Below are 26,619 nucleotides of genomic sequence, written 5' to 3'. Positions count from 1 at the left end.
GCAAGGACCAAAGGGGAACACATGTCGCAAGATCAGTCCGGCTCGGTAGGCAAGGCAGCCGACGAGCAGCGCTATGTCACGGTATCGATCGACAGCCATGTGGGCCCGTCGGTCAAGGACCAACTGCGCCCGTATTGCGAGGCGAAATACCTTGGTGATTTCGACCGCTTCGTAACGGAAATGGAGGGCGCGGGGCTGTTGTCCTGGCGTTCCTCGGAAGCGAAAGACGGTGAGAAACAAAGTTGGTCGCTGGGTAAGTCCCAGGCCGAGCGCGGCAAGGCGCAAGCCGCAAAACTTGACGACGGCGAGGCCGAGAAGTTCGGGAAACAGGCGGGCATCCGCAACGCCGATCAGGTCGGCGCCCGGTTCCTGCAACGCAGCTACGAACACAGCCTCGCGCCCGGGTTGCAGGACCACGACGCGCGCATCGCGGACATGGACGAACAGGGTGTCGCGGCGGACGTGATCTTCCACGGCGGCCTGAACGGACAATCGATCCCGTTCTCGACCACCGGCTTGATCAGCTGGGGGGACTCGGCATACAACGACCTCGAACAGGTCGGGGTTCGCATCTACAACCGGTGGTTGGCGGACTTCGTCTCCCAGGCCCCGGAACGGCATGCCGGGATCGCCCACATCCCGATCTCCGATCTGAGTGCGTGTGCACGAGAGGTCGAGTGGGCCGCCGGGGCCGGTCTGAAGGGCATCAATCTGCCCGCGCCGCGCGGCGACTTCCCGATGCTGAACGACCCTGCCTGGGAACCTCTTTGGGCTGCCTGCAATGAGACCGGCATGTCGGTCAACACGCATGGTGGCGGAGGTGAGCACTACCCGTACACGGGGCAGGGCGCCCAGATGATGTACATGATGGAGACGCCGTTCCGAACCCGCCGTGGGCTCTGGGTGATGATCTTCAGCGGGGTGTTCGAGCGCTATCCGAACCTCAAACTGGTGCTCACCGAGCAGTGGATGGACTGGGCACCGGCAGCTATGGCGGACATGGACGGGCTCTACCACGGCCCGACCGGCGCCGCGATCCGCAGCGAGTTGCCCAAGCCTCCGTCAGAGTACTTCCGCCAGAACTGTTATATCGGGGCGAGTTTCATGTCCAACGGTGAGGCGAAACTGGCAATCGAGCACGACCTCACCGACAACGTCATGTGGGGAGATGACTACCCGCATGCGGAGGGCACCTGGCCCGATACCCGCGAGGCCATGCGCTTCACCTTCTCGGACATCGATCCGAAGCACACCCGCCGGTTCCTGGGGGATACCGCGATCGACCTGTACGGACTCGATCGCGACAAGCTCACGAAGGTGGCCGATCGGATCGGCCCGACGGTCGACGAGGTCGCCACGCCCTACACCGTGCCTGAAGACGCCGTGGTGGGTCTCTACGCGTTCCGGACCGGGCCGGGCATCTTCATCTGATCAGGACCCGGCACCGAGGACCCAATTCCCTTGTCTACGAGGAGATGATTGCCCCACATGGATGACACCACTGACCTCAAGTCGCCATGTCGCCTGGTCACCCCGGAGGAGGTCGAGCATCTCCACGAACACGGCTGGGTGAAGCTGAAACGCTTCGTCGATCCGGACGTGCTGGCCAGGATGCTGGACCTGGCTCGCGCGAAGATGGGCGATGACGCGGACAGCAATCCGGTGAAGGCAGGCATGACCCCGGTCGCCGAGGGCGAAGACCAAGGCGCACTGGCATATTTCAACGCCGAGCGTGGTGGTGGTCTGTCCAGCCCGGTGCTCCGGGGCCTCATCGACGAGATCGGCAAGAGTGCAACGCTGTTGTTAAGGCGCCGCACCGACGACGGTTCACCTGTCGGAATCAGGTACTACTCGGACTTCTTTGTGCCGAAACTACCGTCCACCACGTCTTCTCGGCACGGGGGCAACGGGCCTACGGCCTTCCACCAGGACTTCATCACGTTCGCCGTCGACCGCACCGGCGGCATGACATTCTGGATTCCGTTGGAGCAGTACGGACCCGAAGCCGGCACCATGTCGTTCGTCAACGGATCGCACCGGCTCGGGGTACTCGGTGACTACACCACCTATGGCGGCGGTGACGCACTCGGAGCCTTCCCGGAACTGCGCGACCTGGAGATGACCGAGCAGATGACCTACGAACTCGGCGACATCACGGTGCACACACATCTCACCATCCATGGTGCCGGGGCGAACATGATGGACCGGCCCCGGTGGGGATACCTGCTGGTCACCCAGCCGGCCGATGTCTGCTGGAACGGCTCGCCGTGCCCGAATTTCGACACCACGAACATGGTGCCGTGGGCCGCACTGAACGACGAGCGCTTCCCACTGATCGGCTGAAGGGAACTTTGTTGACAACCGCTCCGCATCTTCCCAATCGAAACTTCATGCAGGTCTGCTGGGTTGTGCCCGACCTCCACGTTGCCATCGAATCCTGGTCTCGCACTGCGGGAGTAGGGCCATTCTTCTGGTTCGACGGGGTGGACTGCACCGACGGCCGACATCGAGGTGCACCCGCCGACTTCCCGGCTGTGACGGCGGCCATTGCGTACGCGGGCGACCTCCAGATCGAACTGGTCTGCCAGGACAACGACCAGCCGGGGGTGTTCCGTGACATGTTCGACCAAGGGCAGTCGGGCCTGCACCACATGGCGCTGGTCTGTACCGACTACGAAGCCGAGCGTGACGCATACGTCGACGGGGGAGCGGAACTGGCTTTCGAAGCTCGTATCGGCGACAGCCGCACCTGCTGGGTCGACACCACGTCCACGCTCGGTTTCATGGTCGAGTTGCTCGAGCCGAGCCCGGTGCGGGAAAAGGGATTCGCCGCGATGCGTGCCGCAGCGGAATCGTGGGACGGCGCCGATCCCATCACCAGGTTCTGAGGATGGACGACGTGGCACCGGCTTCCACCTTCCCTGAGCTGTTCGCCGAGGTCGTCGCCACCCGCGGTGACCATGAGGCGCTCATCTTCGCCGGGGAGACGCTCACCTACCGGGAACTGGATCGGCACTCGGCCCGTATGGCGCGTGCGCTCTTGGCAATCGGTGCGGGAAAAGGCACCCGGATCGCCATCCTGGCTCCCGACAGCGCCGTGCTGCTCACCACGTTCTACGCCGCGCTGCGCATCGGCGCACTCGTCACGCCGATCAGCACCCTGACGACACCGAGCGAGTTGTCCCACATCGTCCGCACCAGTGACGCACAGATCCTGATCGGGGTTCGCCGGTTCCTGACTCGTGACTACGGCCAGAACCTGGAGGCCGCTCTGCCGGGCCTCCGCGCGGCTGGGCCGGACTCACTTCGCCTACCGGATGCACCGTATCTGCGGTCGGTGTGGCTCGACGACGTCGTCGGGTTGCCGTGGGCGCGGTCGATCGAGGATCTGCAGGCGCGGGCCGACGCACCCGAAGCGCCGGACGACACACTGCTCGGCGCGGTCGAACGGGAGGTCGTGCCCGGCGACGACGCATTCGTCGTCTACACCTCGGGCAGCACGGCCGCGCCGAAGGCTGTCGTGCACGGCCAATGGGCAGTGGCCCGCCAACCACCGGTGCTGGCCACCTATTTCGATGTCCAAAGAAGTGATCGCACACTGTCCCTGCTGCCGGCCTTCTGGATGGGCGGCATCTCGGCGGCGCTTCAGGTGCTCAGCACCGGAAGCACGTTGGTGTATTCCACCAGTCCGAACGTCGATGTGGTGCTCGACACCATCGAACGCCACGGCGTCACCAACATCGTCATCTGGCACATGCTGGCCAAGCTCGAGGCGGCGGCCAAGGTCCGCGGTATCAACCTCGACGCCATCAAGATCACCACCGGACCGACCCGTGATGAGAATGGCGACCCCATCCCGCGCCACCTCCAGACCCGCATGCTCGGGATGTCCGAGAGCTTCGCGCCGCACAGTGCAGAACCGGTCACCACGCGCCTACCCGAGTCGAAGGCAGGTGCGGCCGGCCGTGCCGTGAACGGGATCGAGCGCCGGGTGGTCGATCCCGAGACCGGCCTTGAGGTGGCGCCTGGCGAGGTCGGCGAGCTGCACCTGCGCGGGGGCGCGCTGATGACGGGTTTCTACAAGGTGCCCAGGAATGAGGTCTTCACCGCTGACGGCTTCTTCCCGACCAGCGATCTGGTCCGGATCGACGCCGACGGTTATGCGTTCTTCGTCGGCCGGACCAGTGACATGATCAAGACCAATTCCGCCAACGTCTCCCGCCTGGAGGTCGAGGCGGCACTGAATGCGCTGCCCGAGGTCGATCTGGCCGTCGTCGCGGGGCTGCCGGATCCAGAATTGGGTGAACTCGTAGCTGCCGCAGTCGTTCCCGCTGCCGGCAGCGACCCCACCGAGGACCAGCTACGGGCGAGCCTGCGCGAAACCCTGTCGAGCTTCAAGGTTCCGCGTCGGATCGTGTTCATCACCCACGACGACATACCGCGAACGCCGACCGGGAAGGTGCGGCTCTTCGAGTTGACCGAACTGGTCTCAACACATCTCGAGGCGCCGTCGCGCCCGGGTCACGTGAGTTCGGCTGCCGGCTGAACACCGACGAGGAGACGCCACACATGACTGAGCAGGCAGAGCGCGCAGAACGCGAGGACCGTCCATCGGCGGACGAGATCGTGCGCTACGAGAAGGACTCGAAGACCAAGATCGCCACGATCACTCTTGATCGCGCCGACGAACTGAACGCCATGACCATCGATGCCCAACATCGCTACGCCGACCTCGTCCACAACGCGAGCGTCGACGACGACGTGAAGGTGCTGGTGATCCGGGCGAACGGCCCGAACCTAGGCAGTGGGGCCGACCTTCCCGAATTGTTGGACATGATGGCAGGCCGGGGCGAGGGCTCGATGAACCATGCCGTCAGGGTGCCCGAGGACGCAGATGTCGTGTATCCACCGGAAGGGACGTACCGCCGCCGAGCCACGACCGTCCAGTACTACACCGATCCGAGCGCCGGGATGCGCAGCCTCCAGGACTTCAAGAAGATCAGCATCCTGGAAGTGCGCGGCTATTGCTACGGCTGGCACTTCTACCAGGCCGCCGACGCCGACATCGTGATCGCGTCCGAAGACTCGCTTTTCGGTCACGCGGCGTGGCGCTATGCAGGTTTTGCGGCACGGCAGTGGCAGTGGTGCAACACGATGGGTGCGCGAAAATTCATGGAGATGGTGTTCACCGGGCGGCCGTTCACCGCCAAGGAAATGTACGAGTGCAATTTCGTCAATGCAGTGGTGCCCTTCGAGGAGCTCGAAGCGATGACCGAGAAGTACGCGCGGGCCTGTTCTCGAAGCCGCCCCACTGACACGGTCTTCGCCCAGAAGACGTTCTTCGAGATCTACAAGCAGCACCAGGGTGAGTACATGGGCAGCATCGTTGCGGGCCTACTCGAATCGACGCTGGACCAGCTCCGGCCCGACCCTGACACCAATGGCATGGAACTCGACGAAGCAACCCTGGGTCGTCTGACCGCCACCGTCCGCGACAACGACGCGCAATTCCCCCCGGACTGGCGATTGAGCCGGCGGGGCCGGGCGGCCGGCACCTAGCGAACGGATGGGTCGACAATGCTGACAATCACCAATGCCAAGGTCTTCGACGGCCGAAAGATGCTGCCCGGCAAACATGCTGTCACGCTGGATGGAAACACGATCACAGCGATCGACGACCCGGCGGCGGAGTCCTCGGCAGACGCCATCGACGCCGCAGGCATGACATTGATGCCTGGTTTGATCACCAGCCATCTCCACTCGGACTTCTACAAGTTCAACATCGCCGACTCTGACCGGCTCGGTAAGGAACGCCCGCCCGGTGTGTTGATGGCGATCGGCGTCCGGACGTGCCGGGTCCTGCTGGAAAGCGGATTCACCGGTTACTCCGGGGCCTCGTGCTCGAACGATATCGACGCGCAGCTCAAGATGGCGATCGACGAAGACATCATCCCGGGGCCGCGAATTCGCGCGTGCGGGCACCATCTCGGGACCACCGGGGACATGAACAACGGCGGCCGATGGTGGAAGGCGTACCAGACGCCGGGCACCGACATGTGTGCCGACGGCCCGGATGCCCTGCGCAGGTTGGTGCGTGAGGAGATCAACCGCGGCACCGAGACCATCAAGATCTTCGCCAGTGCGGGCCACGGCCAGCCGAACCGCACCACCCGCAACATGTCCCGGGAAGAGATCGCCACGATCATCACTACCGCACATGAACGCGGTGCCAAAGTCCGTGCCCATGTTGCCGACAAGGCGATGATCATGGAGTGCATCGAGCTTGGTCTCGATGTCGTCGACCACGGTGACGAGGTTGACGACGAAGTCATCGCGGCCATGGTGGAGGCCGGTACTTTCTGGGTGCCGAGCCTCATATTCCTGCGCAGCGTGCTCGAGCTGGGTTATGGCGAGAGTATGGGTGTGCGGCGGGAGCAGTACGACCACGTCCGCGCAACGCTTCCGGCGGCGCAGGAAGCCGGGGTGCGCATCCTGATCGGCGACGATTACAGCGGGGTGTTTCGCGACATCATGGACGACGATCCGCTGGACCATCAGGTCGGGAACTACGGCCGCGAGTTCGCCTACTACGGCCAGATCGACGGACTCTCACCGGTGGACGTACTCGGTTGGGGCACATTCAATGCCGGTCAGCTACTGGTGGACCCGCCGGCTCGGGTGGGCGTGATCGAACCGGGCGCACTGGCGGATCTGATCATCCTCGACGGCGACCCTGTCGAGGACCTGTCGTTGCTCGCACGTCCCCAGTCCGCGTTGCGGGCCGTCATCCGAGACGGAGTGTCAGTCATCGACCGGTTGGGTGACAGCGCGGTCGAGAGACGGCATGCCGAACTCAGCAGCGTGTTGAGCCGATAGCAGCGACGTGTCAAGGAATGAGGAACAGTGCCCACAACACAACACCCGAAGGTCGTTTTCGTCACCGGTGCGGGTTCAGGTATCGGGCGGGCAGCCGCGGAGGCATTTGCGCGTCGTGGTTACACGGTGGCACTGGCCGATATCGACGAAGAAGCCGGCGCCAAGGTGGAGGCGGAACTCAGTCCCTGGGGCACATGCAGTTTCGTGCGCTGCGATGTCACCGATGATGCGAGCGTCGCCGACGCGGTCGCCGGCACCGTGGCGACCTACGGTCGCCTCGATGCGGCGTTCAACTCCGCGGGTATCGACGGCGAGCACGGCAAACCGACGGCCGAGTGCACCATGGAGAACTGGAACCGGGTGATCGCCGTCGATCTCACCGGGACGTGGTCGTGCATGCGATATCAGATCCCTGCGATCATCGCCGCCGGTGGCGGCGCGATCGTCAACTGCGCGTCGGTGGCAGGGCTGCGGGCCGCGCCCACCGTGCCTGCCTACACCGCCGCCAAACACGGTGTCGTCGGCCTCACCAGAGTCGCCGCGCGCGAATACGCGAGCCAAGGCCTGCGCGTCAACGCAATCTGCCCGGGCACCGTCGACACCCCGATGTTTCGCCAGTCGATGTCACCCGAAGTGATCGAAAGCCTGCTCGCGGCCACCCCGGTCGGCCGCCTCGCCGAGGCCGCCGAGATCGCCGACATCGCATTGTGGCTGTGCGATGACGCGCCGGGTTTTCTCACCGGGCAGGCGATCGCCGTGGACGGCGGTATGGGGGCGTGACCGACGAAGAAGGGAACGGCCAAGTGTCCACACAGCAGGTAGCGTCCGCAAACGACGTGTACTACGACCCGTACGACCTCGACATCAACCTCGATCCGTATCCGACGTTTCGCAGGCTGCGGGAAGAGGCGCCGCTGTACTACAACGAGCGGCACGACTTCTACGCGGTGAGCCGTCACGCAGACGTGGCGAAGGGCCTCTCCGATCGCGACACGTTCAAGTCGGGTCGGGGCAACATCCTCGAACTGATCAAATCGGGCATCGAGATGCCGCCCGGGTTGGTCATTTACGAAGATGCGCCGACCCACACCATCCATCGCAAGCTGGTCTCCAAGATGTTCACACCGAAGACGGTGGCATCGCTGGAGCCCAAGATCCGGGCATTCACTGCGGCCTGTCTGGATCCGCTGGTGGGGTCGAACCGATTCGACCTCATCGCTGAGTTCGCCGCCCAGATGCCGATGCGGGTCATCGGCATGTTGCTCGGAATTCCCGAAGCGGACCAGGAGCAGATTCGCGACCGCAGTGACGCAAACTTGCGGGTGGCCCCCGGAAAGGCCATGAAGTTCAAGCAGGACACGCTCGTTCGTGGCGGAGTGTTCGCCGAGTATCTCGACTGGCGGGTGGACAATCCGTCCGACGACATCATGAGCGAGTTGTTGCATCTGGAGTTCGTCGACGAGACCGCGACCTTGCGACGATTGACCCGCGACGAGATCCTTGCCTACGTCCAGGTCGTCGCTGGCGCGGGCAACGAGACCACCACTCGGCTGATCGGTTGGACGGCCAAGGTGCTCGCCGAACATCCCGACCAGCGTCGCGAACTCGTCGCAGACCGCTCGTTGCTCGGCAACGCGATCGAGGAGATCCTCCGGTATGAGACGCCGGCTCCGCACATCGGTCGCTACGTTGCGGCGGACGCGGAGTTTTATGACCGGACCGTTCCGGCCGGGAGCGCAATGCTTTTCGTGGCGGGCGCGGCAAATCGGGACGACCGGGTCTATCCCGACCCGGACCGCTTCGACATCCACCGCAAGGTTTCCTCGCCGCTGACCTTCGGGATGGGTGCACACTTCTGCCTCGGCGCGGCGCTGACCCGACTGGAGGGCCGAGTCGCGCTCGACGAACTGCTGACGCGTTTCCCGGAGTGGGAAGTCGACCTCGAGGCCGCGAGTCTGTCTCCCACATCCACTGTCCGGGGCTGGGAGCAGCTGCCCCTGGTCGTTCCTTGAGCAGTAATCACATAATTCGAGAGGATCGTCAATGTTGTCACAATCCGCCGATGGGAAAACCATGACCGCTGAGGAAATCGTGCGCGCCGAGATCGCCGCATGGGGTACCAACGACGTCGACGAAATCATGAGTCACTTCGCCGACAACGCCACGTTCGACATCGGGCCCGATTGGCCGAAGCTGGCTGGGCGCGAGGCGATCCACGAGATGATGAAGGTGTTCTTCGCCGGCGGCAAGTGTGTCGACCTCGAAATCTGCTACATCGCGGTCGACGGCGATGTCGTGTTGATGGAGCGCCGCGATCACTGGATCGTGGACGGAAAACAGATGAGCTGGCCGGTCATGGGCGCTTACGAGGTGAAAGACGGCAAGATCGCCGCCTGGCGCGAATACTTCTATCCGCCGAAGGATGCCTAGGCAGGCTCCGGTAGGGCGAGGTCGATGACGACCTTGCCGACCGCGCGCCCGTCGGCCACCTGCCGCAATGCCGCGGCGGCGTCGGCCAGGCCGTAAACGGCCCCGATGTGCGGCACGACGGCGCCGGAGGTGATCAAAGCCGTCAGTTCTGCTTCGTTACGGGTGAACTCGTCGGGCGCAATGTCCTGGAACTGGAATCCCATCACCTGAATCCCTTTCACCAGAACCAGGTTCAACGGGATACGGGGAATGATGCCCGAGGCATAACCGAGGGTGACGAAGCGGCCGCCGCGGCGCAGCGATCGCAGTGCAGGCTCCGACAAATCTCCGCCGACCGGATCGATGACCGCGTGGGCTCCGTCGGGCAGCGCTTGGCGCAGGGCTGCGCGCAGCTCGCCCTGAGTGTGGTTGACCAGCGAGGTGGCGCCGTAATCAGCTGCTGCAGCGAGCTTCTCCGCTGATGAGGCCACTGCGGTGACGCGTGCGCCCAGCGCCGTCGCGAGCTGTATGGCGGCCAGGCCCACACCTCCGCCTGCACCCAGCACGATCACCTGATCATCGGGCTGGACCCGGGCCACTGAACGCAGCGTGTGATAGGCGGTGCGGTGGGCCACCCCGAACGCCGCCGCCGTGCGATCGTCCACTCCGTCGGGGATCCGGGCCAGCGCGTCGACGTCAACGCAGACAACGTCGGCGAATGCCCCGTACATCCCCGTCCCCGTCACCCGCTCGCCGACCGCGAAACCACGGGTATCACCGGACAGTTCGGTGATCACGCCGGCGAATTCACTGCCGGGGACGAACGGCACCGGCACGCTGATCTGGTACTTGTCCGCGACCAGCAGAACATCGGGAAAGTTGACCGCCGCCGCGCGGACCCGGACCTGCACCTGACCGGCGCCCGGCGCGGGGGAGGGGAGCTCTTCGACCCGGAGCACTTCCGGTGCTCCGTACCGACTGCAGACCGCGGCTCTCACCGGTAGTCGGTCGAGGAGGCGAGTTCGGCGGCCGAAGCCATCAGGTCCGTCACCACCGGACCGAAGGCCAGCAGCTTCTCGTCTTCGCCGGCACGTTGGAAACCCTGCTCCAACACGATCGCGAGCTTCCACTTCGCCAGCACCAGGTAGTAGTCCAGATCGTCGACCTGCCGGCCCGATACTGCGGCGTAGTGCGCGACCACCTGATCGCGGGACGGCATTCCGCGCATGTCGACATAGTCCATTGCGGAGTCGCCCGTGTCGCTGGTGGGCCACGATTGCACCATCCACGCCAGGTCGAGCTTCGGGTCGCCGACGGTGCCCATCTCCCAGTCGACGATGGCCGCCAGCTCGGCTGGGGCGCCGTGCCGATACATGACGTTGGCGAACTGATAGTCGCCGTGCATCAGCCCGGGAATGAAGTCGAGCGGTTTGTGCGCGCGGAGCCAGTCGGTGGCCACGTCGAGCCCGGGCAGTTCGCGCTTCTTGATGCGTTCGAGGAAGCCGATCCAACGGTCGACCTGGCGCTCGTGAAAGCCGTCGGGTCGCCCGAGGTCCTGCAGTCCCCGAGCCTGCCAGTCGACCTTGGACAGCAGTGCGATGCCCTCGGCCAGTTGGTAACTCAGTCCGGGCCGGGTATCGAGGTTGCTGTTGAAGGGTTCGGGCCACTTGCCGTGCTGATCCATCGGGGACCAGCCGTCGATGAACCCCATGAGGTAGAATGGTCGACCGAGCACATCGGGATCGGCGCATACGCCGATCGCTTCGGTGTGCGGGACGTCGGAGCCGTCGAGGGCTTCGATGATGCGCCATTCGCGCAGGATGCCCTTGTCCCGGTCGGCCGGTGCACCCGGCGGTGGCATGCGGATGACGCACTGGTGCTCGCCGCGGCTGAGTTCGTAGATCACGTTCTGGGTGCCGCCGGACAGGAAGCGGGCCCGCAGCGGCTCACCCTTCCCCGGCAGTGCCGCACCGTCCATCCAATCGGCAAGGCGGTCGACATCGATCTCGGTCACAGATTGCCCACCTCGGCCTCGAGGTATTCGGCGAACTTGGCCCTTGCCGCCTGCCGCTTGCGCGGGAGCCACTCCGTGGGCCAGGTGTCCTCGGTGGGCTGGTAGTCGCGCAGCACCTGACGGGCCACCGTTGTCTTGTGCACCTCGGTGGGGCCGTCCGCCAATCCCATCACTGCTGCGCCGGTGACCATCCCCAAGAACGGCATCTCGTTGGTGACACCGAGGGCGCCGTGCACTTGCATTGCCCGCCAGGCGATATCGTGCAGTACGGTTGGCATCACCACTTTCACCGAGGCGATGTCCTTGCGAACCCGCTTGTAGTCGTTGTACTTGTCTATCTCCCACGCGGTGTAGAGCACCATCAGCCGGAACTGCAGCAGCTGTGCATACGAGTCGGCGATGTAGCCCTGTACGAACTGTTTGTCGGACAGCCGGCTGCCCTGGGTCTGGCGGCTCAGCGCCCGTTCGCACATCATGTCGATCGCTTTGCGGGCCAGGCCGATAGTCCGCATGGCGTGATGGATGCGGCCGCCGCCCAATCGGGTCTGGGCGATGACGAACGCCTGCCCTTCACCGCCCAGGAGGGCCTCGGCCGGTACCCGGACGTTGTCGTAGTGGATCAGCGCATGCGAACCCTCGTTGTCGCGCTCGCCGTACAACCCGACGTTACGGACGATCTTCACCCCTGGCGTGTCGGTGGGGACCAGGAACATCGACATGCCCCGGTAGGCGCTCACCTCGGGATTCGTCACCACCATGACGATCAGGAATGACGATGTTGCGGCATTGGAGGAGAAGAACTTCCAGCCATTGATGACCCAGTCGTCCCCGTCCCGCACCGCGCTGGTGGTGAACAGCGTCGGGTCCGCGCCAGCGTGCGGCTCGGTCATCGAGTAACAGGAGAACAACTCACCGTCGAGCAGCGGGCGCAGGTATTGCTCCTTCTGCGCGTCGGTGCCGTAGTGCGCGATGATCTCCGCGTTACCGGTGTCGGGTGCCTGACAACCGAATACGATCGGCGCCCATTGTGAACGACCCAGGATCTCGTTGAGCAATGCGAGTTTGAGCTGGCCGTAGCCTTGTCCGCCGAGTTCGGGTCCGAGGTGGGTGGCCCACAGCCCCTTCTTCTTGACTTCGGCTTTGAGTGGGTCGATCGCCTCACGGCGCTTGCCCTCCAACTGCGTGTACTGCAGATGTGGCCACACCAGATCGAGCGGTTCGACCTGCTCGCGCACGAACTCGTCGGCCCAATCCAGCACCTTCTGATATTCGGGGTCGGTCTCGAAATCCCATGCCATCGTGAGCTCCTTGCGATCTATTCGGTGATGGTGTTGAAGCCGGCGACGAGAGCGGCGATGTCGCGGGTCACCACATCGGTGAACGACCGCATGCCGTAGCTGCCGCCTGCCCAGTGCCGCACTCCCTCGCTGACCAGAATCTGCGCGAGACGGGACAGGCGGTCGACGTCGACGTGGGCGGCGATCTTGCCGTCGGCCTGCGCGCGGCCGAACAGCTCGCCGAACATGTCTGCGTCCGCCGCTTCCTCCGACACCTCGCCCGCCAGGATGCGGTGCTCGTGCCGGTAGCCCTCCAGGATGGTCTCGATGACCAACTCGGGTGGGTTGCGTGCCATCGACCGTTCCAGGCTGGCCAGGGCCTCGGCTATCACCGACATCAGTTCATAGTCCGTCTTGAGCAGTGTTTGCACGCGCTTCTGGGCGGATCGGGTGGACAGCACACCCACCTCGAACAGCACATCTTCCTTGGCGGGGAAATGGAAGTAGAACAGCGCACGCGATACGCCTGCGGCCCGGCAGATATCGGCGACGGTCGTCCGGGCGTAGCCATTGGTCCGCCACAACGCCATCGCGGCCTGTATCAGTCCGCGTTTGGTCTCGTGGGATCCAGCCCGTTGGTAAGACGCACGACGCTGACCACTGTCAGCACTGTTCGCCGCCGCTGGCTTGGGCATATTCGCACAGTAGCAGCGCTGTTGGATGATAGAAATAGTCGACGCATGTCTAACTAAGGATTTCTGTCGAACGTGTGGACCCTCACCAGGGGATCCGACATTGACGCGTCAGCGCCACTATGGAAATGTAATGTTCACAGATGAGAGGCACATTCTCATACGGTCCTGTATCGAACGGGGAGCTGCACAATGGCGATCGATCCAACCGGTATCGATTTCTTCCGCGATGAACGCTTGGTCGACGATCCGTACCCGTTCTTCCAGGCGCTGCGCGACAAGTGTCCGGTGACCCGCGAGGACCAGTACGGCGTGACGATGGTGACCGGTTGGGATGAAGCCGTGCAGGTCTACAACGACGAGCAGGCGTTCTCGTCGTGCATCTCGGTGACCGGCCCGTTCCCCGGGTTTCCCGTCCCGCTGCAGGGACGCAGTACCGAAGAGGTCACCGCGCTCATCGAAAAGCACCGCGACGAGCTGCCGTTCAGCGACCAACTGCCCACCCTTGACCCGCCGACTCATACCGACCACCGCTCACTGCTCATGCGGCTGATCACCCCGAAGCGCCTCAAGGAGAACGAGGATGCCATGTGGCAGCTCGCCGACGAGGTGCTCGACGACTACCTTGCCTCGGGGTCAGGCGATTTCATCAAGGGCTTCGCGAGCCCGTTCACACTGTTGGTCATCGCCGATCTGCTCGGTATCCCGGCCGATGACCGCGAAGCTTTCGTCAACGGCATCAAACAGAATTCAGGTGGCGGCGTCGGCAGCACCAGCAAGGAATCGCTGTCCCACAGCCCGCTGGAGTTCCTCTACGGCCAGTTCTCCGACTACGTGTCGGATCGCCGCGCCAACCCACGCGACGACGTCCTCACCGGGCTGGCCGAGGCCACCTTCCCCGACGGCAGCATCCCCGACGTCGGCGACGTGGCCCGCGTGGCGACCAACGTCTTCTCGGCGGGCCAGGAAACCACGGTGCGACTGTTGAGCACCGCACTGAAGGTGCTCGGGGAACGTCCTGACATCCAGCGGCGCTTGCGCGAAGACCGCAGTCTCATCCCGAATTTCATCGAAGAAGCGCTGCGTATCGAAAGTCCCGTCAAGGGTGACTTCCGGCTGTCGCGCTGTCCGGTCACCGTCGGTGAGTCCGAACTGAGCGCGGGCACCACGCTGATGGTGCTCAACGGGGCGGCCAACCGCGACCCGCGCCGATTCGTCGACCCCGACACCTTCGACCCGGCGCGCAAGAATGCCCGCCAGCACCTCGCATTCGGCCGCGGCATCCACAGTTGCCCCGGTGCGCCGCTCGCACGCGCGGAAACCCGGGTCGGGCTCGAGCGTCTACTCGACCGAACCAAAGACATCCGGATCTCCGAGGACAGGCACGGTTCGGCCGGCGACCGGCGCTACACCTACATCCCGACCTTCATCCTGCGCGGGTTGACCGAGTTGCATCTGGAGTTCGACACCTGATGAGAGTTGCTGTCGATGAGGACCGCTGCGCCGGCCACGGCATGTGCCTGACGCTGTGCCCCGAGGTGTTCACGATGTCAGATGACGGTTGGTCGGTCGCTGATCCCGATCCGGTGGCTGCCGAGCTCGAACAAGCCGCGCGCGAGGCCGTCGAGAACTGCCCGGAACGTGCGATCAGTGAAATTGACGATTAGAGACGGAGATTCGTAGTGACTCAAGGCGCCAAGGGATATGTCATCCTGACCGAGGACATCAAGGACCCGGCCGGTATGGCCGAGTACGGAAAGCTGGCGAAGCAGGCGATGGCGGGTGCCACGATCGTGGCAGTGGACCAGAAGCCCGAGGTGATCGAGGGAACCTGGCATGGCAGCCAGACCGTGGTACTCGAGTTCGAGTCGGTCGAAGCCGCTCGCGACTGGTATCACTCCGAGGCGTATCAAGCGGCTGCCAAGGTGCGCCAAGGGGCGGCAGACTGTAATGCCGTCATCCTTTCCGGCTTCCCCACCTGAGCCCGTGCGCTTCAGCATCACCCACCCCATGCACAGCCATCCGTACCATCCGGATCTGGTGAGCGGCAACGGGGTGACCGCGGTTGCGGCTGCTGCTGAAGCGGCGGGTTTCCACGGCTTCGGCTTCACCGATCACCCCGCGCCCTCGCAGCGGTGGCTCGATGCAGGTGGGCATGACGCGGTGGATCCCTTCGTGGCAATGGCTTTCGCCGCTGCGGGCACCACCACACTGCGGCTCGTGCCCAATATCGTGGTGCTGCCGTACCGTAACCCGTTCGTGGTGGCCAAATCGGGTGCCACCCTGGACCTGCTGTCGGGTGGACGGTTCACGCTCGCGGTCGGAGTCGGTTACCTCAAACGGGAATTCGCGGCTCTGGGCGTGGCGTACGACGAACGCACCGAACTGTTCGACGAAGCCCTTGAGGTGATCAGGGCCATCTGGACGACCGACGATGTGACGTTCGAGGGCAAGCATTTCAGCGCCCGCGGCATCACCGCGCATCCGCGACCGGTGAGCCGACCACATCCGCCGATCTGGATCGGTGGCAACACCGCTGCGGCCCGGGCGCGGGTGGTCAGGCACGGTGACGGATGGTGCCCGTTCGCCGCGCCGCCGGGCCTGGCCCAGACGGCAGGCACCGCGGCGCTGGACTCGATGGAGGCGGTGACCGCTGGTATCGAGGACCTGCGGGCACGGTTGACCGCGGCCGGTCGCGATCCGGGCGGCATCGACATCGTGTTCACCAATTTCGAGGGCGGCAATCCCGGCGACGACGACTTCAATGCCGACGCATACCTTGCCGGCGTCGAGAAGCTGGCCGCACTCGGAGTGACCTGGCTGCACGTGGCGTTGCCCGGCGACAGTCTGGCCCGCGCCCTCGAAGCGATTGACAGCTTCGGTAAATCGGTGATCGCCGCGGCCTGAACGCGCCGCTGCCGCACCGAGATCAACGAATTGGTCGATCTGCCGCGGTAACAGCGACCCGTTCGTTGATCTCGCGGAAGAAGATCCGCCGGGCTACTCGTCGGAGATCGCGATTGCCTGCCGCGGGCACTGCCGGACAGCTTCGAGGATCTGGGCCTCGTTGTCCGGGGTCACCTCTTCGGTCAGGACATGCAGGTAGTCCTGATCATCGAGGTCGAAAACCTCGGGGATGATGCCCATGCACACGCCGTTGCTTTCACACAGGCCGAAGTCGACGCGAATCTTCCTGGTCACTGTTGTCTCTTCTTCGCGCAAGCGTTCATCAGCGCATCACCTTCACCGGCACATGGGAATATCCCGCCACATTCTGCATGTGCACCCGCTGCAGGCCATCCCACTTCACCTCGTACCGCGGCATGAAATCGAGCAGTTTCTCCAAAGCGATCGTGCTCTCCATGCGGGCCAGTGCGGCGCCGAGGCAACTGTGGATGCCATAGCCCAGCCCGAGGTTCTGCGCCTCGGTGCGGTCTCGGTCGATGTCGAAAGAGTCTGCGTCGGTGAATGCTTCGGGATCCCGGTTGGCGGCGGCGCTGAGCAGGAACACCGGCTTGCCTGCCGGGATGGTGCCGCTGGGCACATGAGCTTCCTTGAGCGTATAGCGCACGTTGTACTGCACCGGGCCCTCGTAACGCAGCAGTTCCTCGACGGCGGCGGGGACTTTGTCACGGTCATCGAGCAACTTCTGCCACTGTTCGGGATTTCGGGCGAACAGCACCATCGCCGTGCCGACGAGCTTGGTGACGGTCTCGGCGCCGGCCCCGCCGAGCAGCGTGGCGAAGCCGGTGATCTCGATATCGTCGAGGCGGCGCAGCTGACCGTCCTCACCGGGGATCTCGGCGGCGATGAGCCGGCTGATCATGTCGTCCTGTGGGTTCTCGCGACGCTTCTGCACCAGCGAGTAGTAGTAGATCCCGGTGTCGATATTGGCCTGCATCCCCGCATCAGAGGTGCCGGCCTGCCCGGGTTCGCGGGAAAGGCTGGTGTCGATCCAGTGCCGCACCATCTGGCGGTAGTCCGGCTCGACTCCGGCCATCCGGGTGATGACCTCGACCGGGAACGGCCCGGAAAAGTCCTGCACGATGTCGAACTCATCGGAGTCGATCTGCCCGAGGAAGTAATCGATCTGTTCGATGATGGTGTCCCGCTGGGATTGCACCGCTCTGGGCGTGAACGCCTTGTTGAGCAGGCTGCGCATGTGCCTGTGGTCCGGTGGGTCCATGAAGATGATCGACTTCTGGGGCGGCTCGTCGCCCTGCACCATCGCCAGATCGCACCCGCGGGATGACGAGAACGCCTCGTGGTCCTTCAGGGCGGCCGCAACGTCGGCATGCCGTGTGAGGGCGAAGAAGTCCTGCTCCTCGCAGTAATACAACGGCGCGTCTACGCGCATCTGCCGGTAAATGTCGAAGGGGTTGTCGAAGTAGTCCTCGGAAAACGGATCGAAGATCACCTTGGGCTTGGTCATTGGCTCCTCCTCCACGGCGGGGCTGACGCCGGAAGCGCTACACGAAGCGTTACGTGAAACTGCTGAACTGTAACGGTAACAGTATCGGTTTTAGGCGCGGGTGGAAAGTGGCAACCATAGGGGAATCAGTCGCCGCGAGTGGGTTTCAGGCCTGCGTCGACCACGGCTTCCAACAGGCCAAGATCGCTGCCGAGGTCACCCGCGGTGCTGCGGACCACGGCCACATCCTTTCCGACGAATTCACCGACCCTGGCGATGAACGCATCGGCGGAACCGGTGGCGGCGATCAGGCTCAGTGCCCGACTGCCTGCGCTGCCGTGGGTGAGCGCTGACAGCAGCGTGGCCTCGTCGACTCCGAGTCGGCCGCCGAGGCGCACGCCTTCGGCCACCAGACCGATCTGCGCGGCGAACAGTGTGTTGTTGATCAGCTTCACCCGCTGCCCCGCGCCGAGGGGGCCGACATGCAACACCGGGTCGGCGTAACTTGCCAGCGCCGGACCCGCCCGCGCCACCGCGTCATCGGATCCGCCGACGAAGACCGTGACCGTTCCCGCAGCGATATCGTGCGGGCCACCGCTGAGGGGGGCGTCGAGTACCGAAACGCCGCGTTCGGCCGCGAGCGCCGCGACGGCCGTGGCGGTTCGGGGACTACCGGTGGTGTGCAGCACCAGAACCGAGTCCGTCGGCATCGCGGCGAGGAGCCCGTCCACGCACAGTTCGCGGACCTGCTCGTCGGTGAACACGCAGACGATCACCACCTCGGCGTCACGGACGGCGTCGACGGTGTCCGCCACCGGGCGTGCGCCCAATTGTGCTATTGCGTCCCGCTTTTCGACGGTCCGGCCGAGCACCAGGACTTCATGTCCGGCGGCGACCAGGCGACGCACCATCGGCGCGCCCATCCGGCCTGCACCGATGACACCGACCCGCATCAGCGGGCGTGGTTCATCAGGGTCAGAGCGGCATCTGCGGCTTGAAAAACAGAACGGGACACCGCGCCCTCAGGAACATCGGCGGTGTCGGCCAGGCTGGCCGCGTGGCGACAGTCCTTCTGCAGCAGCGCCCCGGCGATCGGCGCGAGATTGTCCAGCGTGCCGCTGAACATGGAGATACTGCTGAGCGCCTTGCTGGTGGCCGACCCGCGGGTGACCACCTCGCACAGGCGCTCACGTGGAACCCCCAGTGCCTCACCGAGTTCGAGCGTACTCATGGCGGCGCCGAGATTGGCGCTGAACAGCAGGTTGTTCAGTATCTTGGCGACCTGACCGCTGCCGACCCCGCCTAGGTGCACGATCGGGTCGGCGTAGGTGGCGAACACCGGCCGGACCCGCTCGATGACCTCGTCGTCCCCGCCGGCCATCACCAGCAATGTGCCTGCCTTGGCCGCGGGCTCGCCACCGCTCACCGGGGCGTCGATGACCGTGACGCCTGCGGCGGCCGCGGTCTCGGCGAGCTCACGGCACGTGTCGGGATGCACGGTGCTGTGGATGGCGATGATGCCCCCTGGTGCCAGTCCGGCGAGCACACCGGTCTCGCCGCCCAGCACCTGCCTGACATCGTCATCGCCCACCACGCACAGGCACACCAGGTCGCTGGCGGCGGCCAACGCGGCGGGGGAGTCGGCCACTTTCGCCGCGGTATCCGAGAACGGTTCGACCGAGGCCGGCCTGCGTGCCCACAGCGTGGTCTCGTAGCCGCCCTCGACAATCCGCCGGGCCATGGGCGCGCCCTGGCTGCCCAACCCGATAAATCCGACGCGCATCAACCCGCCTCCACTTCCATGTTGGTGGCCGCACGAGCGGCCACGCACTCTTCGACAAACGACAACACTCTGAGGTGATATGCGGCAGCGGTCAGTCCCACGCTGAGGTTGTGCCCACTTTCGGGTAACTCACCGACGTCTACCTGGGGTGCCGAACTGAACAACGCGGCGATACCGGCCAGCGCGTCCGCATCGGATTCCCACACACTTTCGTGGTCCCCCGCGGTGAACTGCACCGGGACCCTGACTTGTGCCGCCAACTCCGGAAAGTCGTGAGACGACCAGGTTTTGACGACATCGCCTTCGTAGGAGGTGCCTGCCGAAGACAATCCGGTGCCGAGTACATCGTCGGGATACAACCGGGCCGGCTCCCACAACAACTCTCGCAGCCCGCGCGGGCGACGGTCGATGGTGGCGTTCTTGAGGATCTCACCGGCCTCGGCGCGGTACCGGCGACCGGTGCCGGCCAGGGAGATGCCCAGCACGCCGATTTCGGACGAGGCCGCCATCCGCACCGCCAGTTCGCAGCCCATCGAATGGCCCAGGACGAATGGCACGCACGGCCCGGCGATCCGCGCGAGCGCACCGAAGGCCAGTGCGACCCGTTGATCGGGGTGGGCCATCGCGTCCGGATACGGGGCGGACGCGCCGTATCCGGGCCGGTCGAGTGCGATCACCGTGAACCCCTTGGCCACGCCGATACGCATCAGGGACAGTTCCGGGTGGCCGGGGCAGTCGAAGTACGCCGACGTGGTCGCTCCGCCGTGCAGCGCGACAATGACGGCACGCGGATCGGCGGCCTCGGCAACCAGCGCGGACATGGGGACGCCATCGACCATGACGATCCTCGGGTGCGGTTCGACCTTGCTCATTGCGGCTCAGTCGTCCGTCCGCAGCAGTAGCACCCCGCTGGGCGTCAGCCCACCCGAACTCGCCACGGCGACGGTCGCATTGGCGACCTGGCGCTCGCCCGCCTCGCCGCGCAGCTGGGTGACGGCTTCATGGATCAGGCCCATACCGTGGGTGCGGCCGTGCGAGAGCTGCCCGCCGTGGGTATTGAGCGGGATGATGCCGTCGCGGGCGATGTTGTGACCGCCGTCGAGGAAGTCCTTGGCCTCGCCGATGCCGCAGAAGCCCAACCCTTCGAGCCAGGACAGGCAGTTGAAGGTGAAGCCGTCGTAGAGTTCAGCCACGTCGACATCACTGGGGCGCAACGCGGTTCGTGACCACAGGTGGGCGCTCTGGCCGAGCACCTGCGGCTCATGGGTCAGGGTGGTCTGATCCCAGTCGAGCCGTTCGATGATCTGAGTGCCCACCGCCTCGAAGCGGATGGGCGGTTTGGCCAGATCCCGGGCCGCGTCGACGGCCGAGACGATGACGGCCACCGCGCCGTCGCACGGTACATCGCAGTCGTACAGCCCGAACGGGGTGGTGATCATCCGTGCCCCGAGATAGTCGTCCATGGTCATAGGGGCGCGGTAGATCGCGGTGGGGTTCAACGCGGCGTTGGCCCGTTGATTCAGCGCGATCCAGCCCAGGGTTTCGCGAGTGGTGCCGTAACGGTTGAAGTGCCGCCCGGCGTTCTGCGCCAGCGTGTGGGCGGCGGAGGTGGCGCCGAACGGTTGCTGCCAGCTGTTGGTGCGGCCACCCATGGGCGGAACCGCCTTGCCCTCCTTCACCAGCTGGCCGAACGTCGCCTCCCACAGGGTGCGGAAGCAGAGCACGTGGCGTGCCATACCCGTGGCGACGGCCATCATCGCCGCGATCACCGAGCCACCGGGGCCGAAGGTGTCCATGCCGCCGTTGATCCACGTCGGCCGCAGGCCGAGGGCGCCTTCCAATGCGGTCACGCCGCCCTCGCCCATGCCCGCGATGTCGAGACCGGGGTAGGTGGACAACCCGTCGATGTCTGCGAAGGTCAGCCCGGCGTCGGCGACGGCCTTCTCCGCGGCTTCGATCGTCAGCGACAGCGGCGGCACCATCAGGCGCCGGCCGATCGTCGACATCCCGATGCCGGTGATCGCCGAGTGGTCCTCGAATTTGTCCTTGGTCAGCATCGGCCGGACGTACTTGCCGATGTCCTCGAGTGCGATCTCGTCGACAGGCTGCGGGACAGGCGACGGATCGTCCGAGCATTTGAACACCGGCAGCCAGACATCCTCTAGGTGAAGGAAATCGACCTCCACCGGCTGGCCGAGCGCCAGCGTGTCGGGATCACACTCGACGATGTTGGTGGTCAACCGGACTCGCGGATCCTCGGCGATGGCCACCTCGGCCACCACATACGGTGGCGGCAGGTCGGGGAAGCCGAACCGGTGGTTGACGGTGTACCCGGCGAGCGACCCGCGGCCGGAAACGTCACGTACGCCCAGATTGTGGCCGCGGCAGTACCGGCAGACGGGCTGGGGCGGATGAATCAGTGCGCTGCAGTCCCGGCATTCCTGGAGTCGCAGTACACCGTCGGCCCCCGCTGTCCAGAAGTACTCGTTCAACGCGGTGACCGCCGGAAGCGGCCGGCCAGGTATCTGTGACAACTCGACTCCGCTGGTAAGGGGATTATTCGTCTTGGAGAATCACGTTATCAGTTGCGCGGACGGGCGATCTAGCCCGCGACACTGCCCGCTTGGCCACGTTGCTCGGGCAATTCGATGATGGCGTGCACCGGACAGTCCAAAAGAGCACGCCTGACTGCATCCTCGTCGGCTGCCGGCACGGTGCCGTTGCCCTGCAACGACGCATACCCCCAGTCGTCGAGCGGAAAGTACTCCGGTGCGTGCTTGGCGCACATCCCGAAGCCGTCGCACATCGTGCGATCCAGCTTGACCCTCATACCGTTACCACCCCGGATTCCACCTCGTACGGTCGTGCCGCGCTGAACAGGCCGGAACGGCATGTCTGGCAGTTATTTTCGAGATGACGTGCGACATGGTCCGGGAACTGGGCCAACAGGCTGGCGGCGACGTTGGCCGCTCCGTCGAGGGTGGCGCAGGCCCCTCGTCCGCGCAGCACCACCGACCAGCGTCGTAATCGGGCGAGGTCGTCCTCGGTGGCGGCACCGTCGCGCAGCGCCGAGGCCACCGCCGCCATTGCGGCCGTGCCGTTGAAGCAGGACCCGCACTGGCCTGCGTTCTCCCGGTCGAAGTACTCCAACACCGACGCCGCGACCGCCACGGGGCAGTCGTCGGTCAGGATGCCGATGGCACCGCAACCCAGTCCGCACCCCAGGCCACGCACTGTCTCGTGATCCAGAGTGGCACCGAGGAAGTCCCGGTTGAGCAAGCCTGCGAAGTAGCCGCCCATCAGCGCGCCGGTGACCTGCTCTGCGGCCACCCCGTGGACTGTCAACAGATCGGTGACAGCGAGGCCGTGCGGGAGCTCATAGAGGGCCGGGGGGCGACCTGCGCCGGTGATGGTCGCCAGGAACGTCCCGGGTGAACTGTCGGTGCCCACCGTTCGGAACTGCTCAGCACCGTGCTGATGCAGGTAGGCCAGCTGCGCCAACGTCTCCACGTTGCTCACCAGGGTGGGGCGGCCGCCCACACCCGCTTCGAACGGTCGCGGCGGTTTGTCAGTGGGCTTGGCCGGACCACCGTTGATCACCTGGACCGCCGCACTCTCTTCACCCGCGACGTACCCCGGTGTGACCGTGACCAATTCGATGGTCAGGGCACCCAGTTCGGCATCGCACTCGTCGAGTGCGCCGTCAATACGCTGTGCCGCCTGCGGATCGGAGACGTAGACGTAGACGCGTCGGGCACCGACGATCGCCGCGGCCAATCGCAACCCGTCGAGGATCGCGTGCGGGCGGTTCCGCAGCAGCCAGCGGTCTTTGATCGAGGCGGGCTCGCCTTCTTCACCGTTGGCGATGACCACGGTGCCACCCGCGGTTCTGCCGTTGTCATGCACGGTGCGCAGCTTGACCGCAAGCGGGAACGCCGCGCCACCGCGACCGAGCAGACCGCTGGCCTCGACCTCTGCGAGCAGTCGGTCCGGATCATCAAGGGCCGCATAGCCGCCGTCGTCGACATAGGCGGCCAACGATTCCGGCGCGGCGCGCAGCAGTCGGGGTGTGAGTCCGGGCCAGACCGCGACGGTGAGATCGGAGTTCATCGTCGCATCCCGTCCCCGGATAGGCTTACCGGCATGAGAACTGCTGTGGTGCGCGTCGGCGTCGACCCGGTCGGTGAACTCGGGCCCGACCGCCTAACCGACGGCATGACAACGCTCCGCGAATTGGTGCTCGGATGTGGTGGCGAGCTGTTGGACAACCAGCTCGCCGGCCTGCCCGCGCATCGGCGTGAAGTCGAGATCCTGATCGCAGGCGACGACCCGCAGGCGGTGCAGCGATTGGCGATCGACCTGTGTGCCAAAGCCTTCGGCACAGCGCCCACCGCTGGGGTGGTGACCTACGTCAGCCGCGGCACCGACGACGACGCGCAGGGCGTGCTGGCCGGGTTCGGCCTGACCGGCGATGTCACCAGGACCGCTGACCCCGAAGGCTGGGACGTGGTCTGGGTGACCTTGCGCAGGGCCGACCTCGTACGCGTCCCGGAAAGCCGCATCCACACCGCATTGGAGGCTTCGCTCAACTGCGAGGTGCACATTCGAGCGGTGTGAGCGGCTCATCGCGCAAGCGCTCATCGGAGAAATCCGAGAATCGCCGGTGCCGCCTGAACCCAGGTGTCGAACATGTTGAACTGCTTGGCCTTCCCTGACGCGCGGTCCTCCCCGGCGCGCTCCCAGGCGTCCTCGGGCCACGGTGGGTCGATCAGGGTCGAGCCCTTGATCAGGCAGCTCACCTCAAGAGAGGTGCGCTTGGGATGGTCCAGGTCGTTCTCCCCGCCGCGGATGATCAGCGTCGGTACCGTGATGTTGTCGAACATCTCGTCCTCGACGCCGGGGATGGTCTGTCCCGGCTTCGGCACGAAGGCGTTGAGCCAGCGCAACATCAGCTTGAGGAATCCGTCGGAATCCAGCGCGAGGATGCGGTCCCGGTTCGCCGGGTTGTCTACACTCAGCGTCTTCCACTCATCAATGCGGGCAACTGCTTTCATGCCTGCACCTCGTACGGCGAGAATGCTCGGCACAATGTAGTAGGAGCCCAGCACAAACGAGCCGTAGACACCGCCGACGATGTTCCACACCACGAGCTTCGTGACGATCTCGGGGTAGAGCATGGTGGTCAGCATCGAATCCCTGGCACCACCGGAACCGCCGGCGATGATGCAGGGGCCGATGTCGAGCGCGGTGATCAGCTTGTACAGCGTCTCGGCGCGCATGTGGGATTCGCTCTGGCCGTAGAATTGCACGTCGGAGCGGCCACAGTTGGGCCGGTCCCAGAGCAGCACCCGATATCCGCCCTCGACCAGGGCCTCGGCCAGCGGCCGCAGCCCGGGAATGTCCTTGCTGAACCGCCCGCCCGGTGTCAGGGCGATGTAATCGCCTGTTTCACCGAGGATTTCGTAGACGACGTTGCCGCCGTTGATCGTGATGACCTGCTCGCCGGGTTTGAGTTCGGGCGTACCGAGGATCTGGTCGACGGTGGTCGGGCCCACGATTCCCTCGCAAGCTTCGCTCATGCCATCACCAATACATCGTCGCCGACAACCCGCACCGGATAGGTGCGGATGCTCCACTCCGGTTTGACCGCAGTAGTGCCGGTGGCCAGCTCGAAACCCCATTGGTGCCAGGGGCAGTAGATGAACTCCAGATCCCGCACCATCACCGCGTCGCCGGGAGAGTTCTCGTCGACCACCGTGCGGCCGCGCGCACGGCCGGCACACAGCGGTCCGCCCTCGTGGGGGCAGTAATTCGCGATGGCATAGAACGTGCCGTTCACGTTGTACACACCCACACCGTGCCTTCCGATCGGTACCAGTTTGTGTGTCCCCGGCGGGATTTCGTCGACAGTGGCGACGATGTGCTCACGTCCCTGTGCGAGCCGGGGGCGCGTTTCGCGCTCTGTACTGTTCGGGGGCGTTTCACTGCTGCGGTCCGCTCCCACTAGAACACCCGCACCTGACCCTCGAGGACCGGAACGGTCTCGGGCAGTTTGTAGGTCTCGATTCCGTTGCGGAACATGATGGCCTCGCGTGCGTGTTCGGGCAGGTGCTTGACCAGCCAGCGTGGATCGTCGAACGTCCAGTGCGGGTAATCGCTGCTGTAGAGCAGGATCTTTTCGCACTCCATCCACTCGAATGCCCGGGTGAGCTCGGTCTTGTCCTCCGGATAATCCAGCGGTTGGGTACTGAATTTGATGTGCTCCTTGACGTATTCGCTCGGCTTGCGCTTGATGTCCATCCAGGACCTACGCTTCTCGTAGATGGCGTCCATCCGCCACATCAGCGGCAGGATCCAGGTGAACGCATGCTCGATGAAGATGATCCGCAACGTGGGGTGGCGGTCGAAGGTGCCGTCGAAGATCAGGCTCATCACCTGATTGGCGGCCAGCAGTGAATAGGTCACCATGAAGTCGTGGTTGTAGCTGGGCAGTCCCACCGGCGGAATCGGCAGGGTCTCGTACACGCCGCGTGAAAGGTGACAGCTCACCGGTATGTCGTACTTGGTGGCAGTGGCCCACACCTTGTCGTAGACCGGATCACCCCAGGACGGACGCGGTTCGGCCTTGATCAGGATCTGCGACATGAAGGGATGTTCAGCCCACTTCTCGATCTCGGCGATCGCGCCGGGCTGGTCCTCGATCGCCACGCAGATGGATCCGCGCCACCGCTCGTGCCAGTTGTTGTGGCTGTCCAGCCAGTGATCGGCCAGCCACGAGTTGGTCGCGGTGCAGTACGCCGAGGTGGCCTCGGCCAGTCTGGATTCGGTGTGCGTCGGCTCCAGGATGGCAATGTCTGAGCCGGCTTCCATGACGAGCTGCCGTAGCGCCATATCGGGGTCACTGCAGGCGAATTCACCGTCGGGTGGGAAGGCGTCGACGCGCATGGCGTAGGAGTGCGCATAGTCGGGTGCGTCGTAGTAGATCTGCTCGCCCACCTTGTGGTTGAGGAAGTACTTGCTGCGCCACGGTTCGGGGATGTACTCGACGAGTTCGCCGCGGCGTGGCATGGGATGGACGTCAGAATCGACACAGCGAACCGCGATGCGCTCGGCGGCCGGTACTCGTGGATTGGCGGTGGTGGTCATGTGGCCTCCTC

Annotated in this window: 29 protein-coding genes; 14 read left to right on the top strand and 15 right to left on the bottom strand. The window is 64.9% G+C overall.

Annotation, left to right across the window (positions count from 1 at the left end):
• The first annotated feature begins 21 nt into the window (after positions 1–21).
• The 9 genes from M1247_RS23220 to M1247_RS23180 all read left to right on the top strand — a co-directional run bounded on the left by M1247_RS23220 (position 22) and on the right by M1247_RS23180 (position 9,306).
• Entirely contained in the window at positions 22–1,431 is a 1,410-nt protein-coding gene (locus M1247_RS23220; protein WP_317158742.1) for an amidohydrolase family protein, read from the top strand.
• Between the two features lie 57 nt (positions 1,432–1,488).
• Positions 1,489–2,343, top strand: coding sequence for a phytanoyl-CoA dioxygenase family protein (locus M1247_RS23215; protein ID WP_317158741.1), 855 nt, complete (start codon positions 1,489–1,491; stop codon positions 2,341–2,343).
• An 11-nt stretch (positions 2,344–2,354) separates the two neighbouring features.
• The gene (locus M1247_RS23210; protein ID WP_317158740.1) at positions 2,355–2,888 is read left to right on the top strand and encodes a VOC family protein; all 534 of its coding nucleotides are present in this window, start codon (positions 2,355–2,357) and stop codon (positions 2,886–2,888) included.
• 2 nt (positions 2,889–2,890) lie between these two features.
• On the top strand, positions 2,891–4,546 hold the full coding sequence (locus tag M1247_RS23205; protein ID WP_317158739.1) for a class I adenylate-forming enzyme family protein: 1,656 nt from the start codon (positions 2,891–2,893) through the stop codon (positions 4,544–4,546).
• A 23-nt stretch (positions 4,547–4,569) separates the two neighbouring features.
• Entirely contained in the window at positions 4,570–5,559 is a 990-nt protein-coding gene (locus M1247_RS23200; protein ID WP_317158738.1) for an enoyl-CoA hydratase/isomerase family protein, read from the top strand.
• A gap of 18 nt (positions 5,560–5,577) precedes the next feature.
• Complete coding sequence (locus M1247_RS23195) at positions 5,578–6,876, top strand: amidohydrolase family protein (protein ID WP_317158737.1); 1,299 nt, start codon at positions 5,578–5,580, stop codon at positions 6,874–6,876.
• 27 nt (positions 6,877–6,903) lie between these two features.
• Positions 6,904–7,656, top strand: coding sequence for an SDR family oxidoreductase (locus M1247_RS23190; protein WP_317158736.1), 753 nt, complete (start codon positions 6,904–6,906; stop codon positions 7,654–7,656).
• Between the two features lie 23 nt (positions 7,657–7,679).
• Entirely contained in the window at positions 7,680–8,888 is a 1,209-nt protein-coding gene (locus tag M1247_RS23185; RefSeq protein WP_317158735.1) for a cytochrome P450, read from the top strand.
• A gap of 61 nt (positions 8,889–8,949) precedes the next feature.
• Positions 8,950–9,306, top strand: coding sequence for a limonene-1,2-epoxide hydrolase family protein (locus M1247_RS23180; protein WP_317158734.1), 357 nt, complete (start codon positions 8,950–8,952; stop codon positions 9,304–9,306).
• On the opposite strand, the gene M1247_RS23175 is transcribed toward M1247_RS23180, so the two are convergent.
• The 4 genes from M1247_RS23175 to M1247_RS23160 are packed head-to-tail and all read right to left on the bottom strand — an operon-like array spanning position 9,303 to position 13,271.
• Positions 9,303–10,283, bottom strand: coding sequence for an NADPH:quinone oxidoreductase family protein (locus tag M1247_RS23175; protein ID WP_317158733.1), 981 nt, complete (start codon positions 10,281–10,283; stop codon positions 9,303–9,305). The genes M1247_RS23180 and M1247_RS23175 overlap by 4 nt on opposite strands.
• On the bottom strand, positions 10,280–11,263 hold the full coding sequence (locus tag M1247_RS23170) for a phosphotransferase family protein (protein WP_317158866.1): 984 nt from the start codon (positions 11,261–11,263) through the stop codon (positions 10,280–10,282). Before M1247_RS23170 ends, M1247_RS23175 begins: the two co-directional genes overlap by 4 nt.
• Before the next feature lie 32 nt (positions 11,264–11,295).
• A complete protein-coding gene (locus tag M1247_RS23165) occupies positions 11,296–12,597 on the bottom strand; it encodes an acyl-CoA dehydrogenase family protein (protein WP_317158732.1) in 1,302 nt (433 codons plus the stop codon).
• 17 nt (positions 12,598–12,614) lie between these two features.
• Positions 12,615–13,271, bottom strand: a complete 657-nt coding sequence (locus M1247_RS23160) for a TetR/AcrR family transcriptional regulator (protein ID WP_317158731.1) — start codon at positions 13,269–13,271, stop codon at positions 12,615–12,617.
• Between the two features lie 189 nt (positions 13,272–13,460).
• On the opposite strand from M1247_RS23160, the gene M1247_RS23155 reads away from it, so the two are divergent.
• The 4 genes from M1247_RS23155 to M1247_RS23140 are packed head-to-tail and all read left to right on the top strand — an operon-like array spanning position 13,461 to position 16,175.
• A complete protein-coding gene (locus tag M1247_RS23155; protein ID WP_317158730.1) occupies positions 13,461–14,741 on the top strand; it encodes a cytochrome P450 in 1,281 nt (426 codons plus the stop codon).
• Positions 14,741–14,935, top strand: a complete 195-nt coding sequence (locus M1247_RS23150; RefSeq protein ID WP_317158729.1) for a ferredoxin — start codon at positions 14,741–14,743, stop codon at positions 14,933–14,935. Before M1247_RS23155 ends, M1247_RS23150 begins: the two co-directional genes overlap by 1 nt.
• A gap of 15 nt (positions 14,936–14,950) precedes the next feature.
• On the top strand, positions 14,951–15,250 hold the full coding sequence (locus M1247_RS23145; protein WP_317158728.1) for a DUF1330 domain-containing protein: 300 nt from the start codon (positions 14,951–14,953) through the stop codon (positions 15,248–15,250).
• Between the two features lie 4 nt (positions 15,251–15,254).
• Positions 15,255–16,175, top strand: coding sequence for an LLM class F420-dependent oxidoreductase (locus tag M1247_RS23140; RefSeq protein ID WP_317158727.1), 921 nt, complete (start codon positions 15,255–15,257; stop codon positions 16,173–16,175).
• 93 nt (positions 16,176–16,268) lie between these two features.
• Here the strand turns inward: M1247_RS23140 and M1247_RS23135 are convergent, their stop codons facing one another.
• The 8 genes from M1247_RS23135 to M1247_RS23100 all read right to left on the bottom strand — a co-directional run bounded on the left by M1247_RS23135 (position 16,269) and on the right by M1247_RS23100 (position 23,572).
• A complete protein-coding gene (locus tag M1247_RS23135) occupies positions 16,269–16,469 on the bottom strand; it encodes a ferredoxin (protein WP_317158726.1) in 201 nt (66 codons plus the stop codon).
• Positions 16,470–16,497: 28 nt separating this feature from the next.
• Positions 16,498–17,700, bottom strand: a complete 1,203-nt coding sequence (locus M1247_RS23130) for a cytochrome P450 (RefSeq protein ID WP_317158725.1) — start codon at positions 17,698–17,700, stop codon at positions 16,498–16,500.
• Positions 17,701–17,825: 125 nt separating this feature from the next.
• Positions 17,826–18,632, bottom strand: a complete 807-nt coding sequence (locus M1247_RS23125; protein ID WP_317158724.1) for an NAD(P)-dependent oxidoreductase — start codon at positions 18,630–18,632, stop codon at positions 17,826–17,828.
• Entirely contained in the window at positions 18,632–19,462 is an 831-nt protein-coding gene (locus M1247_RS23120; protein ID WP_317158723.1) for an NAD(P)-dependent oxidoreductase, read from the bottom strand. Before M1247_RS23120 ends, M1247_RS23125 begins: the two co-directional genes overlap by 1 nt.
• Positions 19,462–20,334, bottom strand: coding sequence for an alpha/beta fold hydrolase (locus M1247_RS23115; RefSeq protein WP_317158722.1), 873 nt, complete (start codon positions 20,332–20,334; stop codon positions 19,462–19,464). Before M1247_RS23115 ends, M1247_RS23120 begins: the two co-directional genes overlap by 1 nt.
• 6 nt (positions 20,335–20,340) lie before the next feature.
• Positions 20,341–21,996 carry a thiolase C-terminal domain-containing protein gene (locus tag M1247_RS23110; protein WP_317158721.1) on the bottom strand — a complete coding sequence of 552 codons (1,656 nt, stop codon included), beginning with the start codon at positions 21,994–21,996 and terminating at the stop codon, positions 20,341–20,343.
• Positions 21,997–22,064: 68 nt separating this feature from the next.
• A complete protein-coding gene (locus M1247_RS23105; RefSeq protein WP_317158720.1) occupies positions 22,065–22,292 on the bottom strand; it encodes a ferredoxin in 228 nt (75 codons plus the stop codon).
• Positions 22,289–23,572 carry an NADH-ubiquinone oxidoreductase-F iron-sulfur binding region domain-containing protein gene (locus tag M1247_RS23100; RefSeq protein WP_317158719.1) on the bottom strand — a complete coding sequence of 428 codons (1,284 nt, stop codon included), beginning with the start codon at positions 23,570–23,572 and terminating at the stop codon, positions 22,289–22,291. The genes M1247_RS23105 and M1247_RS23100 overlap by 4 nt, the downstream gene beginning before the upstream one ends.
• 33 nt (positions 23,573–23,605) lie before the next feature.
• Between M1247_RS23100 and M1247_RS23095 the strand changes: the two genes are divergently transcribed.
• On the top strand, positions 23,606–24,079 hold the full coding sequence (locus M1247_RS23095; RefSeq protein WP_317158718.1) for a hypothetical protein: 474 nt from the start codon (positions 23,606–23,608) through the stop codon (positions 24,077–24,079).
• Between the two features lie 20 nt (positions 24,080–24,099).
• Here M1247_RS23095 and M1247_RS23090 read toward each other — a convergent pair whose 3' ends face one another.
• The 3 genes from M1247_RS23090 to M1247_RS23080 are packed head-to-tail and all read right to left on the bottom strand — an operon-like array spanning position 24,100 to position 26,608.
• Positions 24,100–25,041 (bottom strand): alpha/beta fold hydrolase, encoded by a 942-nt coding sequence (locus M1247_RS23090; protein WP_317158717.1) that lies wholly within the window; start codon positions 25,039–25,041, stop codon positions 24,100–24,102.
• Positions 25,038–25,466 carry a Rieske (2Fe-2S) protein gene (locus M1247_RS23085; protein WP_317158716.1) on the bottom strand — a complete coding sequence of 143 codons (429 nt, stop codon included), beginning with the start codon at positions 25,464–25,466 and terminating at the stop codon, positions 25,038–25,040. The genes M1247_RS23090 and M1247_RS23085 overlap by 4 nt, the downstream gene beginning before the upstream one ends.
• Complete coding sequence (locus tag M1247_RS23080) at positions 25,466–26,608, bottom strand: amidohydrolase family protein (protein WP_317158715.1); 1,143 nt, start codon at positions 26,606–26,608, stop codon at positions 25,466–25,468. Before M1247_RS23080 ends, M1247_RS23085 begins: the two co-directional genes overlap by 1 nt.
• Positions 26,609–26,619 lie beyond the last annotated feature (11 nt).

The organism is Mycobacterium appelbergii, from assembly GCF_032883035.1.
Classification (GTDB): Bacteria; Actinomycetota; Actinomycetes; order Mycobacteriales; family Mycobacteriaceae; genus Mycobacterium; species Mycobacterium appelbergii.
The sequence above is the reverse complement of the archived record's forward strand: the minus strand, read 5'-3'. Positions and strand labels throughout refer to the sequence as shown.